Annotated in this window: 10 protein-coding genes; 8 read left to right on the top strand and 2 right to left on the bottom strand. The window is 56.2% G+C overall.

Annotation, left to right across the window (positions count from 1 at the left end; translation table 11 throughout):
- Window positions 1-10: 10 nt before the first annotated feature.
- Genes glgC through glgP form a run of 3 tightly spaced genes read left to right on the top strand, consistent with a single transcriptional unit; the run spans window position 11 to window position 5,205 of the window.
- The gene (gene glgC / locus AC2FAP_RS18815; RefSeq protein WP_020884559.1) at window positions 11-1,306 is read left to right on the top strand and encodes a glucose-1-phosphate adenylyltransferase; all 1,296 of its coding nucleotides are present in this window, start codon (window positions 11-13) and stop codon (window positions 1,304-1,306) included.
- The gene (gene glgA / locus AC2FAP_RS18810) at window positions 1,306-2,739 is read left to right on the top strand and encodes a glycogen synthase GlgA (protein WP_014171982.1); all 1,434 of its coding nucleotides are present in this window, start codon (window positions 1,306-1,308) and stop codon (window positions 2,737-2,739) included. The genes glgC and glgA overlap by 1 nt, the downstream gene beginning before the upstream one ends.
- Window positions 2,740-2,757: 18 nt before the next feature.
- Complete coding sequence (glgP, locus tag AC2FAP_RS18805; RefSeq protein WP_014171981.1) at window positions 2,758-5,205, top strand: glycogen phosphorylase; 2,448 nt, start codon at window positions 2,758-2,760, stop codon at window positions 5,203-5,205.
- Between the two features lie 87 nt (window positions 5,206-5,292).
- On the opposite strand, the gene glpD is transcribed toward glgP, so the two are convergent.
- Window positions 5,293-6,801: a glycerol-3-phosphate dehydrogenase gene (gene glpD / locus AC2FAP_RS18800; protein WP_025202849.1), complete on the bottom strand. Its 1,509-nt coding sequence runs from the start codon at window positions 6,799-6,801 to the stop codon at window positions 5,293-5,295.
- A 251-nt stretch (window positions 6,802-7,052) separates the two neighbouring features.
- Here glpD and glpE point away from each other — a divergent pair, with 251 nt between their 5' ends.
- The 3 genes from glpE to AC2FAP_RS18785 are packed head-to-tail and all read left to right on the top strand — an operon-like array spanning window position 7,053 to window position 9,038.
- Complete coding sequence (glpE, locus tag AC2FAP_RS18795; protein ID WP_020884562.1) at window positions 7,053-7,385, top strand: thiosulfate sulfurtransferase GlpE; 333 nt, start codon at window positions 7,053-7,055, stop codon at window positions 7,383-7,385.
- Between the two features lie 47 nt (window positions 7,386-7,432).
- Window positions 7,433-8,263, top strand: a complete 831-nt coding sequence (glpG, locus tag AC2FAP_RS18790; protein ID WP_032679123.1) for a rhomboid family intramembrane serine protease GlpG — start codon at window positions 7,433-7,435, stop codon at window positions 8,261-8,263.
- A 16-nt stretch (window positions 8,264-8,279) separates the two neighbouring features.
- Complete coding sequence (locus AC2FAP_RS18785) at window positions 8,280-9,038, top strand: DeoR/GlpR family transcriptional regulator (protein ID WP_008503060.1); 759 nt, start codon at window positions 8,280-8,282, stop codon at window positions 9,036-9,038.
- 83 nt (window positions 9,039-9,121) lie between these two features.
- Here AC2FAP_RS18785 and malT read toward each other — a convergent pair whose 3' ends face one another.
- Window positions 9,122-11,827, bottom strand: coding sequence for an HTH-type transcriptional regulator MalT (gene malT / locus AC2FAP_RS18780; protein WP_020884564.1), 2,706 nt, complete (start codon window positions 11,825-11,827; stop codon window positions 9,122-9,124).
- 585 nt (window positions 11,828-12,412) lie between these two features.
- Between malT and malP the strand changes: the two genes are divergently transcribed.
- The gene (gene malP / locus AC2FAP_RS18775) at window positions 12,413-14,806 is read left to right on the top strand and encodes a maltodextrin phosphorylase (protein WP_449541960.1); all 2,394 of its coding nucleotides are present in this window, start codon (window positions 12,413-12,415) and stop codon (window positions 14,804-14,806) included.
- Window positions 14,807-14,815: 9 nt separating this feature from the next.
- A complete protein-coding gene (gene malQ / locus AC2FAP_RS18770) occupies window positions 14,816-16,897 on the top strand; it encodes a 4-alpha-glucanotransferase (RefSeq protein ID WP_449541959.1) in 2,082 nt (693 codons plus the stop codon).
- Window positions 16,898-16,947 lie beyond the last annotated feature (50 nt).

Genomic DNA, 16,947 nt, shown 5'->3' with positions numbered 1-16,947 from the left:
GGAGTTAGTCATGGTTAGATTAGAGAAGAACGATCCCTTAATGTTGGCACGCCAGCTACCATTAAAAACTGTTGCCCTGATACTCGCAGGCGGGCGTGGTACTCGTCTGAAAGATTTGACCATCAAACGCGCCAAACCTGCCGTCCACTTTGGTGGTAAGTTCCGTATTATCGACTTTGCGCTCTCCAACTGCCTGAACTCAGGCATTCGCCGCATTGGCGTCATTACGCAGTATCAGTCGCATACTCTGGTGCAGCACATCCAGCGCGGCTGGTCATTCTTCAGTGAAGAGATGAATGAGTTTGTCGATCTTCTGCCTGCCCAGCAACGCGTTCACGGTGAGAACTGGTATCGCGGGACGGCGGATGCGGTGACGCAAAACCTCGACATTATTCGCCGTTATAACGCGGAATACATCGTGATCCTCGCGGGCGATCATATCTACAAGCAAGACTACTCCCACATGCTGATCGACCACGTCGAAAAAGGGGCGCGTTGCACCGTGGCATGCCTGCCCGTGCCTGTTGCTGAGGCGACGGCATTTGGGGTGATGCATGTCGACGCCGACGACAAGATTATCGATTTTGTCGAAAAACCGGCGAACCCACCGACAATGCCAGGGGACGATACCAAATCGCTCGCCAGCATGGGGATCTATGTCTTTGATGCCGATTATCTTTACGCGCTTCTGGAAGAAGACGACAAAGACGAAAACTCCAGCCACGACTTCGGCAAAGATATCATTCCGAAAATTACCAAAGCTGGCATGGCGTATGCACATCCCTTCCCGTTGTCCTGCGTGCAGTCTGATCCGAATGCTGAACCTTACTGGCGCGACGTCGGAACGCTGGAGGCCTACTGGAAGGCAAACCTCGATCTCGCGTCGGTGACGCCTGAACTGGATATGTACGACCAGAACTGGCCAATCCGTACCCACATGGAATCGCTGCCGCCGGCGAAATTCGTTCAGGACCGCTCCGGCAGTCACGGCATGACGCTGAACTCGCTGGTGTCCGGCGGATGCATTATCTCGGGGTCGGTGGTGGTGCAGTCGGTGCTGTTCCCCCGCGTGCGCGTGAACTCATTCTGTAATATCGATTCGGCGGTGCTGTTGCCGGATGTCTGGGTCGGACGCTCATGCCGTCTGCGCCGTTGCGTTATCGACCGTGCCTGCGTCATACCTGAAGGCATGGTGATTGGTGAAAATGCGGAAGAAGACGCGCGTCGTTTCTACCGTTCGGAAGAGGGGATCGTGTTAGTAACACGGGAAATGTTGCGGAAGCTGCAGGTCAAACAGGAGCGATAATGCAGGTTTTACATGTATGTTCTGAGATGTTCCCGTTGTTAAAAACGGGCGGTCTGGCGGATGTTCTTGGCGCATTGCCTGCGGCGCAAATCGCCGGGGGTGTAGATACCCGAGTTCTGTTGCCCGCTTTTCCGGATATCCGGCGTGGTATTCCAGATGCAAAGGTGGTCACTCGTCGTGAAACCTTCGCCGGACGCATCACCCTGCTGTTTGGACATTACAATGGCGTAGGCATTTACCTGATTGATGCGCCGCATTTATACGATCGACCGGGTAGCCCGTATCACGATACGAACCTGTTCGCCTATACCGACAACGTGCTGCGTTTCGCACTGCTCGGCTGGGTCGGTGCTGAAATGGCAACCGGGCTGGATCCGTTCTGGCGCCCGAACGTGGTACACGCTCACGACTGGCACGCCGGGCTTGCACCGGCGTATCTGGCGGCGCGCGGCCACCCGGCGAAATCGGTCTTTACCGTTCACAACCTGGCGTATCAGGGCATGTACTATGCCCATCACATGAATGACATCGATCTGCCATGGTCGTTCTATAACATGCACGGGCTGGAGTTTAACGGGCAGATTTCGTTCCTGAAAGCCGGCATCTACTACGCCGATCACATTACGGCCGTGAGCCCGACCTACGCCCGGGAAATTACCCAGCCGGAGTTTGGTAACGGTCTGGAAGGGTTGCTGCGACAGCGCCATCGTGAGGGCCGCCTGTCGGGGATCCTCAACGGCGTTGATGAGCAGATCTGGAATCCGGAGACCGATCTTCTGCTGGCGGCACGCTATGGCCGCGATTCCGTGGAAGACAAAGCGGAAAACAAACGCCAGCTGCAGATTGCGATGGGGTTGAAGGTGAACGATAAAGTGCCGCTGTTCGCCGTCGTCAGCCGTCTGACCAGCCAGAAAGGGCTGGATTTAGTGCTGGAGGCGCTGCCGGGCTTACTGGAGCAGGGGGGGCAACTGGCGCTGCTCGGTGCCGGCGACCCGGTGCTGCAGGAAGGTTTCCTTGCGGCAGCGGCGGAACACCCCGGGCAGGTAGGGGTACAGATTGGCTATCACGAAGCGTTTTCGCACCGGATTATGGGCGGTGCTGACGTCATTCTGGTGCCGAGCCGTTTCGAACCGTGTGGCCTGACGCAGCTCTATGGCCTGAAATACGGCACGCTACCGCTGGTACGTCGTACCGGCGGGCTGGCGGATACCGTATCGGACAGTTCTCTGGAAAACCTTGCGGACGGTATCGCCAGCGGGTTTGTCTTTGAGGACAGTAATGCCTGGTCGCTGCTGCGGGCGATTCGGCGTGCTTTCGTCTTGTGGTCCCGTCCATCTCTGTGGCGTTACGTTCAGCGTCAGGCGATGTCTCTGGACTTTGGCTGGCACGTTGCGGCGCAGTCATACCGCGACCTTTATCAACGCTTGATGTAACGAGGCGAAGTTACTGATATGAATGCTCCTTTTAGCTATTCTTCACCCACGCTCAGCGTTGAGGCGTTAAAGCACTCTATCGCCTATAAGCTGATGTTCACCATCGGGAAAGACCCGGTCATCGCCAACAAACACGAGTGGCTGAACGCCACGCTGTTTGCCGTGCGTGACCGCTTAGTGGAACGCTGGCTGCGCTCTAACCGCGCCCAGCTCTCGCAGGAAACGCGGCAGGTTTATTACCTGTCGATGGAATTTTTGATTGGCCGCACGCTGTCCAATGCGCTGTTGTCGCTCGGTATCTATGACGACGTCAAAACCGCACTGGAAGAGATGGGGTTAGATTTAGAAGAGCTGATTGACGAAGAGAACGACCCGGGCCTCGGTAACGGCGGCCTGGGGCGTCTGGCCGCCTGTTTCCTGGACTCGCTGGCGACGCTGGCCCTGCCGGGCCGCGGCTACGGGATTCGCTACGACTACGGCATGTTCAAACAGAACATTGTGGAAGGCCGACAGAAAGAGTCTCCGGACTACTGGCTTGAGTACGGCAACCCGTGGGAATTCAAACGACACAATACGCGCTACAAAGTGCGCTTTGGTGGCCGTATCCAGCAGGAGGGAAAAAAATCCCGCTGGGTTGAGACGGAAGAGATCCTGGCCGTGGCCTATGACCAGATTATCCCCGGCTACGACACCGATGCCACCAACACCCTGCGCCTGTGGAGCGCCCAGGCCAGTAGCGAAATCAACCTCGGTAAATTCAACCAGGGCGACTATTTTGCGGCGGTGGAAGATAAAAACCACTCTGAAAACGTCTCCCGCGTACTTTATCCGGACGACTCGACCTATTCCGGACGCGAACTGCGTTTGCGTCAGGAGTATTTCCTTGTGTCCGCGACGATTCAGGACATCCTGAGCCGTCACTATCAGCTGCACAAAACCTACAGTAACCTGGCGGAAAAAACCGCCATTCACCTCAACGACACCCACCCGGTGCTTTCGATCCCCGAGCTTATGCGTCTGCTGATCGACGAGCACAAGTTCAGCTGGGATGATGCGTTTGAAGTGACCTGCCAGGTCTTCTCGTACACCAACCACACCCTGATGAGCGAAGCGCTGGAAACCTGGCCGGTCGACATGCTCGGTAAAATTTTGCCGCGCCATCTGCAGATTATCTTTGAGATTAACGACTACTTCCTGAAGACGCTGCAGGAGCAGTATCCAAACGATACTGGCCTGCTGAGCCGGGCCTCAATAATTGATGAATCCAACGGTCGCCGCGTGCGTATGGCCTGGCTGGCGGTGGTGATCAGCCACAAGGTGAACGGGGTTTCCGGACTGCACTCGAACCTGATGGTGCAGTCGCTGTTTGCTGATTTCGCGAAGATCTTCCCGACGCGTTTTTGCAACGTGACGAACGGTGTTACCCCGCGTCGCTGGCTGGCGCTGGCTAACCAGCCGCTCTCCGACGTCCTGGACGAACATATTGGCCGCACCTGGCGTACCGATTTGAGTCAGTTGGGCGAGCTTGAACAGCACCTGGATTTCCCGGCGGTGAACAAAGCCGTGCGTGAAGCCAAGCTTCTGAACAAGAAGCGGCTGTCGGTGTATCTTGCGCTGCACCTGAACGTGGTGGCCAACCCGAAAGCGTTGTTTGATGTGCAAATCAAGCGTATCCATGAGTACAAGCGACAGCTCATGAACGTGCTGCACGTCATCACGCACTACAATCGCATCAAAGCCGACCCAACGGCCGACTGGGTGCCACGGGTGAAAATCTTTGCCGGTAAGGCGGCGTCGGCATACTACATGGCGAAGCACATTATTCATCTCATCAATGATGTGGCGAAGGTGGTCAACAACGATCCGGATATCGGTGACAAGCTGAAGGTGGTCTTTGTCCCGAACTACAGTGTGAGTCTGGCGCAGTTGATCATTCCGGCGGCGGACCTGTCTGAGCAGATTTCCACGGCCGGTACGGAAGCCTCCGGCACCAGTAATATGAAGTTTGCCCTGAATGGCGCACTGACCATCGGTACGCTGGATGGCGCGAACGTTGAGATGCTGGAGCATGTCGGGGCAGAGAATATCTTTATCTTCGGTAACACGACGGAGGAGGTGGAGGCGCTTCGCAGGAAGGGCTACTCGCCGCGCGAGTACTACGAAGAAGATGAAGAGCTGCGCCAGGTGTTGACGCAAATCGCCACCGGCGTGTTTAACCCTGAAGAGCCGAGCCGCTATCGCGATCTGGTCGATTCACTGATTAACTTTGGTGACCACTATCAGGTGCTGGCGGATTACCGCAGCTATGTCGACTGCCAGGACAACGTGGACGAGTTGTACCGTCAGCAGGAGAAGTGGACCAGCGCCGCGATGCATAACATCGCCAATATGGGCTATTTCTCATCAGACCGTACTATCAAAGAATATGCTGAAACTATCTGGCATATCGATCCCGTGCGGTTATAAAAAAACAGAGCCGGGTGGCGGCTTCGCCTGACCCGGCTTATGCGATCTGCAGGCCCGGGAAGCGTAACGCCACCGGGCCTTTTTACATCACGATGCTAATGACAGCTCACGCTTTCCCGCGTTCTGCGCCAGCCACTGCGCCACGCGCGACTGCTGCTCGGCATCCAGCCACATCCCTTCTTTGGTACGACGCCAGATGGCATCATCCAGGCGGCGCACCCACTCGTTCTCAACCAGATAGCGCAGTTCGGCTTCGTAGAGTTCGTGACCGAAATGTTCACCCAGGTCGGCAAGCGTTTTGGCTTCACCCAGGATCCATTCCGTATTACTGCCGTAGGTACGGGCGTAGTGACGCGCCATCCCTTCGGTGATGAACGGGTAACGACGGCGCAGTTTCGCGGCATAATCATCGCGGTTATCCCCGATATCGCCGCCAGGCAATACGGCACCTTTAGTCCAGGCCGGGCCAATGCCCTTGTAGTACGGCACCAGTTTTTCCAGTGCGTGTTCGGCCAGCTTACGATAGGTAGTGAGCTTGCCGCCAAAGACCGACAGCAGCGGTGCCTGGCCGTCCACGTCATGAATATCCAGCGTATAGTCGCGGGTGATGGCCTGCGGTGAGTCCGATTCGTCATCACACAGCGGACGCACGCCGGAGTAGGTCCAGACCACGTCATCGCGTGCCAGCTGTTTTTTGAAGTGCGCGTTATACACTTTCAGCAGGTAGCTGACTTCACTTTCGTCGATCTCGACATTTTTCGGATCGCCTTTGTACTCCACGTCGGTGGTGCCGATGATGGAGAACTCGTCCATCCACGGGATCACAAACACGATACGTTTATCTTCGTTCTGCAGGATATAGGCCTGCTTCTGGGTATGCACGCGTGGCACGACAATGTGGCTGCCTTTGATCAGGCGGATGCCGTACGGCGAAGGCAGGTGCATTCCCTCATCAAAGAACTGTTTCACCCACGGCCCGGTGGCGTTTACCAGGCCGCGCGCTTTCCAGCTGAACTTCTCGCCGGTATCCACGTCTTCCGCTTCAACAATCCACAGGCCGTTTTCACGACGGGCAGCCGTGGCGCGGGTGCGGGTTTTCACCTCGCCGCCTTTTTTCACCACCATCTGCGCATTGGCAAGGACCAGACGCGCATCGTCTACCCAGCAGTCGGAATATTCGAATCCGCGCACGATTTCAGGTTTAAGGACCGATTCTGAGCCAAAACGCAAACCGGTCGATCCTGGCAGGCTGGTACGTTTGCCCAGATGATCGTACATAAACAGACCGATTCGAATCATCCACGCCGGACGCAGATGCGGGCGGTGGGGCAGGCGAAAGCGCATCGGAATCGCCAGATGCGGGGCCATTTTCAGCAGCACTTCACGTTCGGCCAGGGCTTCGCTGACCAGGCGGAATTCGTAGTGTTCCAGGTAGCGCAGGCCACCGTGGATCAGTTTGGAGCTGGCGGACGAGGTCGCGCAGGCGAGATCGTTAGCTTCCAGCATCAGCACGGATAAACCGCGTCCTGCAGCATCGGCCGCAATCCCGGCACCGTTGATGCCACCGCCTATCACAATCAGATCTTTGGTTTCCATAACACCCTCACGCACTTTCGTTAAAGCTCAGAAATGTTCGATATCGCTCATAATAGCAAAGGAACGCGCTTTTGGTAACATCAAAAAAACAATTTAGAGTGATATGGATAACATAATGGCGTTTACCCGCCGCCAGGACGTACACTACGGGGTAAAATAGTGCCGCTTGATGCCCTCGCCCAACCTTCTCACTTCAGGAGAGAGTGGGGTGAGAGGAAGCGCACCACACCTGAATATAAGATGAGAGCACCATGGATCAGTTTGAATGTATTAACGTAGAAGAAGCCCATCAGAAAATGCACCAGGGAACGGCTGTGCTGGTGGACATCCGCGATCCACAGAGCTTTGCGATGGGCCACACGCCAGGCGCGTTCCACCTGACCAACGACTCCCTGGGCGCGTTTATGCGCGATAACGATTTCGACACGCCGGTGATGGTCATGTGCTACCACGGTAACAGCAGTAAAGGTGCAGCGCAGTACCTGCTTCAGCAGGGCTACGATGCGGTTTACAGTGTCGATGGCGGCTTCGATGCCTGGCATCGTCATTTCCCGGCAGAAGTTGAATACGCGTTTGAGCGCTGATACCGCTATACTGTCCCCTTTTGTGTGGAAATAAGCGACGGCTGCCCATGTTGATGATCACCTCTTTTACCAACCCGCGCGTCGCCCAGGCGTTTGTCGACTATATGGCGACGCAGGGCGTTATTCTGACCATCCAGCAACATCATCAGACCGATGTGTGGCTGGCCGACGAGAGCCAGGCCGCGAGGGTAAATGAGGAGCTGGCGCGATTCCTTGAGAACCCCGGCGACCCGCGCTATCTGGCCGCAAGCTGGCAATCAGGCCAGACGGGCAGCGGGCTGCACTATCGTCGTTTTCCCTTCTTTGCCACCGTGCGCGAACGCGCGGGTCCGTTTACGCTGCTGCTGATGGCGGCCTGCATTATCGTGTTCATTATGATGAACGTGGTCGGCGACCAGAGCGTCATGATCGCCCTGGCATGGCCCTATGACCCTTCACTGGACGTTGACGTCTGGCGCTATTTTACCCACGCGTTGATGCACTTCTCGGTGATGCATATTCTCTTTAACCTGCTGTGGTGGTGGTACCTTGGCGGTGCCGTCGAGAAGCGTCTTGGTAGCGGGAAGCTGATTGTGATCACCGTCATCAGTGCCCTGTTGAGTGGCTATGTGCAGCACAAATTCAGCGGCCCGTGGTTTGGCGGATTATCAGGTGTTGTGTATGCCCTGATGGGCTACGTCTGGCTCAGAGGTGAGCGCGATCCTGAAAGTGGCATCTATCTGCAACGCGGGTTAATAACCTTTGCGTTAATATGGCTAATTGCCGGATGGTTTGATCTGTTTGGTATGTCTATCGCCAATGGTGCACACGTCACCGGGCTGGCCGTTGGGCTGGCGATGGCGTTTGCCGACACGCTCCATGCGCGAAAACGAACATAATTCTCAGGGATAATTGATGAAACAAACACAACGTCATGACGCCATTATCGAACTGGTTAAAAAACAGGGATATGTCAGCACCGAAGAGCTGGTCGAGCAGTTTGCCGTCAGCCCGCAGACCATTCGTCGTGACCTGAACGACCTTGCCGATCAAAACCGTATTCTGCGCCACCACGGCGGGGCGGCGCTGCCGTCCAGCTCGGTCAACACCTCATGGCATGACCGTAAAGCCACGCAAACGGCGGAGAAAGAGCGCATTGCGCGGAAAGTCGCCAGCCAGATCCCTAACGGGGCGACGCTGTTTATTGATATCGGCACCACGCCGGAAGCGGTCGCCCATGCACTGCTGGATCATGAAAACCTGCGCGTTGTGACCAATAACCTGAATGTCGCGAATACCCTGATGCAGAAAGACGATTTCCGCATCATTCTTGCGGGCGGCGAGTTGCGCAGCCGCGACGGCGGCATCATCGGTGAAGCGACGCTCGACTTTATCTCTCAGTTTCGTCTCGATTTCGGCATTCTCGGGATCAGCGGTATCGACAGCGATGGCTCCCTGCTGGAGTTTGATTATCATGAAGTCCGCACCAAGCGCGCGATTATTGAGAATTCACGCCACGTTATGCTCGTGGTGGACCACTCCAAGTTTGGCCGTAACGCGATGGTGAATATGGGCAGCATCAGCATGGTTGATGCGGTTTATACCGACGTGATGCCGCCGGCAGGCGTGATGCAGGTGATTAAGGATAATAATCTGCAGCTGGAACTGTGCTGACGTAAAAGCAAAACGGCAACCGAAGGTTGCCGTTTTTAGTTTCTGCAAAACAGGCCGGGTGAGGGCACCCACGCGCACCGGAATTACACGCCGTACCCCATCATCTTCAGCAGCTGCTGTGCATGCTGCACCGCATCCTGACGATGGGCGACGCCCAGCTTCTGATAGAGATTGCGGATATGGGTTTTGATGGTGGTCGCCGCCACCGCCAGTTCACCGGCGATCTGCTCGTTGCTGTAGCCTGAGTAGATCAGCCCCAGCACCTGCCATTCGCGCTGAGTGAGCGGGCTGGTGCGGATCAGTTCCGGTACTTCCGGATGGTTCAGCAGACGTTCCACGAAGTTCTCATCAAAGTGCGCAAACTTATGGCGATGGTGCTGGTTAATTTCGCGCAGAATACGCTGGGCACGATGCTGATCCAGCTCTGGCAGCGTATTGAGTTGAATCAACTGTCGCAGCTGCTGGGCCATCACTTCACCTTCAATGACAAAGTGGCTGATAAACCCGGTGCGGTTCGCCAGCTGCAGCGCTTCCAGCAGGACGCGCTGGGCATCGTTTTTGCGGCCCGCCTGCCAGTAAAGCTGGTTCAGCAGAAGGAGGTTGCGGTTGAGATCGCTCATCAGCCGCAGGCTGCGGGCGTTTTCATTAAGCTCTTCCAGCACGATTTCGGCAGGTTCTAATTCACCAAGCAGGATCTGGACGCGGGCAATGTTGCGCCACTGGCTCTGCAGGAAGTGGTTGTTGGCAAATTCCGGTTTAGGGGTCTGACGTAACCAGTTAGCGGCGGATTTTTTGTCGCCGGTCATCTGCCAGTAAATCACCCGCACCTTATCGGCGTTGGACACCCAGTCGCTGTGGTACTGACCGTTACCGAGCAGGTTTTCCAGACGGTTAAGGTGGTTGCGGGCGTTATCGAGATCGCCACGCGCCAGCGAGCACTGAACCAGCAGCGCCAGACACTGCAATTGCTGCTGTGGCTGGAAGCTGGAGAGAACGTCCACACCCTGACGGGCGCAGCTTTCCGCTTCATCCAGACGCGACCATGCCCAAAGGAGCTGTGCACGAATGCGCAGCAGGAACTCGTGCATCGGCAGCTGTTCCAGATGCTGCTCACGAATCAGCTGGAAGGCCTTTTCCTGATTTTCCCAGGCGGCCTGCAGGAACCCCTGCGCAAACAAAATTTCACTTTGCTGGATCAGGCTCCACAGCGCGTAATGCCAGACATCGTGGCGGCGGGCCATCTGTTCAGTTTGTTGCATGAGCGAAAGGGAGCGCGTCAGCTCGCCTTTGCAGTGCAGAACTTCACCGTGTACCGAGGTGGCCACAATACGGCTGTAGAAATTGGCCAGCGGCAGTTCATCCAGCGCAACCATCGCCAGGCGCTCAGCCTCTTCCGGGTCACCGTCGTTAATCGCCACCTGCGCCCGCAGGGCGTTGAATTCGCCGTGCAGGGTGGCATCCATATCGCTTTCCATCTCCTGCTCGGCACGTGCCAGCAGGGTATTTACTTCACTGTAGCGATGCTGGCTCTGCATCAGCCAGGCCTGCAGCAGCACCAGGCGCGGATTCTCCAGCAGGCTCTCCCACGGCAGGGCTTTCAGTGACTCTTCAAGCAACGTCAGCTCGCTGTGGTTAAACAAGCCCCATGCGTGGTTAAGGAGGATATCACGCAGCATGCCGGCATCACCGGCGGCAAGCGCGTGGTGAATCGCCTCGCTCGGGAAACCTTGTGCCATCCAGCTTTCGGCGGCGGCGCGATGGATTTCCGGCAGTTCCGTCGCAAGCTCCCACTGACAGCGCTGGCGCAGGAAGCTGCCAAACAGTGGGTGATAGCTGAACCACTCGCCGGGATCGTCCATTCGGGTCAGGAACAGGCCCTGGCGCTCAATCTCTTCCAGCTGCAGCTGACCGTTTTCACAGCCGGTCACGCGCACGATCAGCGCGTCGTTCATGGAACGCAGCAGAGAACTTTTGAGCAGGAAATTTCGGGTCGACGGATCAACGCTGTTCAGCACTTCGTCGACGAGATAATCAGAAAGATGGCTCGCGTTAATCCCCGCCAGGCGACGCGCAGACTGGTGCGTCGGGCTGTTATTTTGCCGGGCAGAGAGAGCAATCAGCTGCAGCGCCGTCGCCCAGCCGGCGACATCATCACACAGGCGGCTGCTTTCGGAGGCCTCAATTGGCGAGTTCAGTCGACAGTCAAAGAACTGTTTGGCTTCCTGATGGGTAAAGGCCAGCTGCTGGCTGCCGACTTCCAGCAGCTGATCGCGCACGCGCAGGTTGGCGATGCCCAGTTGCGGCAGGTTACGCGACAGCACGACCAGGGTCAGGTTTTCCGGCTGATGACGCAGGAAGAAACGCATCGATTCATGGATAACCGGGTTAGTGATGAGATGATAATCATCAATCACCACGTACAGCGGGCGATGCCATTCGGCCAGTTCGATAAACAGCTGTGAGAAAAGGGAAGACAGGCTGGCGTACTGGCGCTTTTGCACCATGACCTCACTGGCGACGCAGTGTCCGTTGGTTGCCTGCTGAATGGCGGCAATCAGATAGCTGGCAAAACGCTCTTGCTGGTTATCGCCCTCATCAAGGGAGTACCAGCCAAGGTCGCTCTTACCTGCGGCCCATTGCGAAATGAGCGTTGTTTTTCCATAGCCTGCAGGGCTCGTAACCAGCGCCAGTCGGAAATTATGCGCGCCGGAAAGTTTAGCCAGCAGACGCTCGCGGACCACTGTATGGTCAAGACGAACCGGGCGACTTAATTTAGACGGAATCAACATAGTTTTCACTTCACTGTGGGGAACGAGAGAATTTATTTTTTTTGCGCTTCGTAATTAATAGCTATAAGGTCGGCCAGAAAGAGAACTATTGCAAGTTATGTCTGGGTTTTGTGGCTCTGAATTTGCACTCTGTCACAAAACATTCAGGCGAGTACCGGAACTTTTCCAGAATGGCTTTAACACCGCGTCAGCGCTGGCTTGTCCCAGTGTCACACGGTTACGCTGAAACTGGTTTCAGAAAGGTATAGTGACGTCAAATTTAATAAAGTTCGGGTAAAGTTGAGTGAGATTAATAATCCCCTTAGGTAAGGCCCCATTGCAGAAATATTATTCTGCGTAAGTAATCATTTCGGCGCGGATTAATTTCATCCGAAACTGTATTTCATTTTTTTGACATTCTCCCCGGTTATCTTTTTTTCTTCCTGGCACACTCACACTATGCTCTCAGAGTGGCCTTGATCACACTTTTATGCTCATCCCCGCTACTCCTCCCTGCCTAATCCCCTGCGGGATGAGGAAGAGGCGAAATGAGCCTGGCACACTAGCGCCAACATGTGTTTTCTCTCTACAGGATGCCAATTCCCTATGTCACAGCCTACCTTTAACAAAGCTCAATTCCAGGCTGCCCTGACGCGTCAGTGGCAGCGTTTTGGCCTTCACGCTGCAAACGAGATGACGCCTCACCAGTGGTGGCAGGCAGTGAGCGGTGCGCTCGCGGAGCAGCTGGATGCTCAACCGTTGGCAAAACCGACGAAAGACCAGCGCCACGTTAACTACATCTCAATGGAGTTCCTGATTGGCCGTCTGACAGGTAATAACCTGCTGAACCTCGGCTGGTATCAGGAGGTGGGTGATGTGCTGAAAGAGCATGACATTAACCTGACCGACCTGCTGGAAGAAGAGATTGACCCGGCGCTGGGTAACGGTGGTCTGGGACGTCTGGCGGCCTGTTTCCTTGACTCGATGGCCACCGTCGGTCAATCGGCCATTGGCTACGGTCTGAACTACCAGTACGGCCTGTTCCGTCAGTCGTTTGCTGATGGTCATCAGATGGAAGCGCCGGATGACTGGCACCGCAATACTTACCCCTGGTTCCGCCACAATGCACAGCTTGATGTGCAGGTAGGCATTGGTGGTAAAGTCACGAAGCAGGGGCTGTGGGAGCCTGCGTTTACCCTGACCGGCGAAGCCTGGGATCTGCCGGTGCTGGGCTACCGTAACGGCGTGGCGCAACCGCTGCGTCTGTGGCAGGCAAAGCATGCTCATCCCTTCAACCTGACCAAATTCAACGACGGCGATTTCCTGCGTGCCGAGCAGCAGGGGATCGACGCTGAGAAACTGACCAAAGTCCTTTACCCGAACGACAACCATCTGGCGGGCAAGAAACTGCGTCTGATGCAGCAGTACTTCCAGTGTGCCTGTTCCATTGCGGATATTCTGCGTCGTCATCACCTGGCGGGCCGCAAGCTGGCGCAGCTGCCGGACTTCGAAGTGATCCAGCTTAACGATACGCACCCGACGATTGCGATTCCTGAACTGTTGCGCGTGCTGATTGACGAGCACCAACTGAGCTGGGATGACGCGTGGGCGATCACCAGCCGTACGTTTGCCTATACCAACCACACCCTGATGCCTGAAGCGCTGGAGTGCTGGGATGAGAAGCTGGTGAAAGCCCTGCTGCCGCGTCATATGCAGATCATCAACAAGATTAACGACGCGTTTAAAAAGCAAGTGGATAAAACCTGGCCGGGCGACAAAGCGGTGTGGGCGAAGCTGGCTGTGGTACATGACAAACAGGTGCGCATGGCGAACATGTGCGTGGTGAGCGGTTTTGCGGTGAACGGTGTGGCGGCGCTGCACTCGGATCTGGTGGTGAAAGACCTGTTCCCGGAATACCACCAGCTGTGGCCGACCAAATTCCATAACGTGACCAACGGCATCACGCCGCGTCGCTGGATTAAGCAGTGCAACCCGCTGCTGGCTGGCCTGCTGGACAAAACCCTGAAGAAAGAGTGGGCCAACGATCTGGACCAGCTTATCAATCTGGAAAAGTATGCCGACGACGCGGCATTCCGCGAGCAGTACCGCGCCATTAAGCTCGAAAACAAAGTGCGTCTGGCGCATTTTGTCAAAGCGCGTACCGGGCTTGAGATCAACCCGAACGCCATTTTCGATATTCAGATCAAACGTCTGCATGAGTACAAACGCCAGCACCTGAACCTGCTGCACATTCTGGCGCTGTATAAAGAGATCCGCGAGAACCCGCAGGCTGACCGCGTACCGCGCGTGTTCCTGTTTGGGGCGAAAGCCGCACCGGGCTACTACCTGGCGAAAAACATTATCCTCGCCATTAATAAAGTGGCCGCGGCCATCAATAACGATCCGAAAGTGGGTGACAAGCTGAAGGTGGTGTTCCTGCCGGACTACTGCGTCTCTGCAGCTGAGATGCTGATCCCGGCGGCGGATATCTCCGAACAGATCTCCACGGCAGGGAAAGAAGCTTCCGGTACCGGCAACATGAAGCTGGCGCTGAACGGTGCGCTGACCGTCGGTACGCTCGACGGCGCGAACGTCGAGATCGCCGAAAAGGTGGGGGAAGAGAACATCTTTATCTTCGGCCATACCGTCGAAGAAGTGAAAGCCCTCAAGGCCAAAGGTTACGACCCGGTGAAATGGCGTAAGAAAGACAAAGTTCTTGATGCGGTTCTGAAAGAGCTGGAAAGCGGTAAGTACAGCGATGGCGATAAACATGCCTTTGACCAGATGCTGCACAGCATGGACAAACACGGCGGTGACCCGTATTTGGTCATGGCGGACTTTACGGCCTATGTGGACGCGCAAAAACAGGTCGACGTGCTGTATCGCGACCAGGAAGCGTGGACCCGGGCGTGCATTCTGAACACCGCCCGCTGCGGGATGTTCAGTTCTGACCGCTCAATCCGTGATTATCAGGCTCGTATCTGGCAGGCAAAACGCTAAGGAAGCGCGATGGAGAGTAAACGTCTGGACAGTGCCGCGCAGGCGGCGGGGATCAGCCTCAGTTACATTAATGCTCACGGCAAACCACAGTCTATTGGCGCCGACACCAAAAGACGTTTGCTGGATGCCATGCACAAGACCGACGCGAAAGCGTCGGTTGCGCCGGTGCCGAACGTGAAGGTGTTTACCGCCGGTAAGAAGATGCCGCTTACGGTAAACGGGCGCGGCGAATTTAGCTGGCTGCTCACGACCGAAGAGGGGCAACAGCACAAAGGCCACGCCACCGGTGGCAAAGCACTTAACCTTCCGGCAAAACTGCCGGAGGGCTATCACACGTTAACCCTCACGCAGGACGACCAGCGTTTTCATTGTCGGGTGATTGTTGCGCCAAAACGCTGCTATGAGCCGCAGGCGTTGCTCGAGGGTAAAAAGCTGTGGGGGGCCTGCGTGCAGCTCTACACGCTGCGCTCTGACAGCAACTGGGGTATCGGCGATTTTGGCGACCTGAAAAAGATGCTGGCGGATGTGGGCGAGCGCGGCGGTGCGTTTATCGGCCTCAACCCCATTCATGCGCTCTATCCGGCGAACCCGGAAAGTGCCAGTCCGTACAGCCCGTCATCCCGTCGCTGGCTGAACGTGATTTACATTGACGTGAATGCCTTAGACGATTTCAAAAGCAGCAAAGAGGCGCAGGCGTGGTGGAACCTCACGACCACTCAGCAGGCGCTGAAGCAGGCGCGCGAGACGGACTGGGTAGACTATGCCACCGTCACCGCACTGAAAATGGCGGCGTTACGTCTGGCATGGAAAGGTTTTTCGCAGCGTGATGACGAGCAGATGTCGGCTTTCCGCCAGTTTGTGGCCCAGGAAGGCGAGAGCCTTTACTGGCAGGCGGCGTTCGATGCATTGCACGCTTATCAGGTAAAAGAGGACGAAATGCGCTGGGGCTGGCCGGTATGGCCGGAAGCGTATCAATCTGTCGATACGCCCGAAGTGCAGGCGTTCTGCAAAAAATATGCTGACGAGGTGGACTTCTTCCTCTGGCTGCAGTGGCTGGCTTACAGCCAGTTTGCCGCCTGCTGGCAGGTGAGCCAGGGCTATAAAATGCCGATCGGCCTGTACCGCGATCTGGCCGTTGGCGTGGCGGAAGGCGGGGCGGAAACCTGGTGTGACCGCGAGCTTTATTGCCTGAAGGCCTCCGTGGGCGCACCGCCGGATATTCTTGGCCCGCTCGGCCAGAACTGGGGTTTGCCGCCGATGGATCCGCACGTCATGGCTGCGCGGGCTTACGAGCCGTTTATCGACCTGCTGCGCGCCAACATGCAAAACTGCGGCGCGCTGCGAATTGACCACGTGATGTCCGTCCTGCGTCTGTGGTGGATCCCTTATGGTGAAACGGCTGACCACGGCGCGTATGTACAATATCCGGTTGACGATCTGCTCTCGATCCTGGCGCTGGAGAGTAAACGTCATCAGTGCATGGTGATCGGCGAAGATCTCGGTACCGTGCCGGTTGAGATTGTCAGTAAGCTCCGCGACAGCGGTGTTTACTCCTATAAAGTGCTCTATTTTGAAAACGACCATGAGAAAACCTTCCGCGCGCCGAAAGCGTACCCTGAACAGTCAATGGCAGTCGCGACGACGCATGACCTTCCTACGCTTCGTGGCTATTGGGAAAGCGGCGATCTGACGCTCGGTAAAACGCTGGGTCTGTATCCGGATGAAGAGGTCTTACGTGGGCTGTATCAGGATCGCGAGCTGGCGAAGCAAGGGTTGCTTGATGCGTTACACAAGCATGGCTGCCTGCCGAAACGCGCCGGGCATAAGGCATCACTGATGTCGATGACGCCTACGCTCAACCGCGGATTGCAGCGCTATATTGCCGACAGCAACAGTGCCCTGCTGGGTCTGCAGCCGGAAGACTGGATTGATATGGCGGAGCCGGTGAACATTCCGGGTACCAGCTATCAGTACAAGAACTGGCGTCGCAAATTGTCCATCACGCTTGAGAAGATGTTTGCCGATGAAGGGGTGAACAGGCTGATTAAGGATTTGGATAAGCGCAGAAAAGCGGTGGGTAAAACGCGGTAGTCTCACAGAGAGAAGAAAGCCGGGTAAGCGCAAGCTACCCGGCTTTTTGA

The organism is Enterobacter cloacae complex sp. 394I7 (assembly GCF_057320345.1).
The sequence above is the reverse complement of the archived record's forward strand: the minus strand, read 5'-3'. Positions and strand labels throughout refer to the sequence as shown.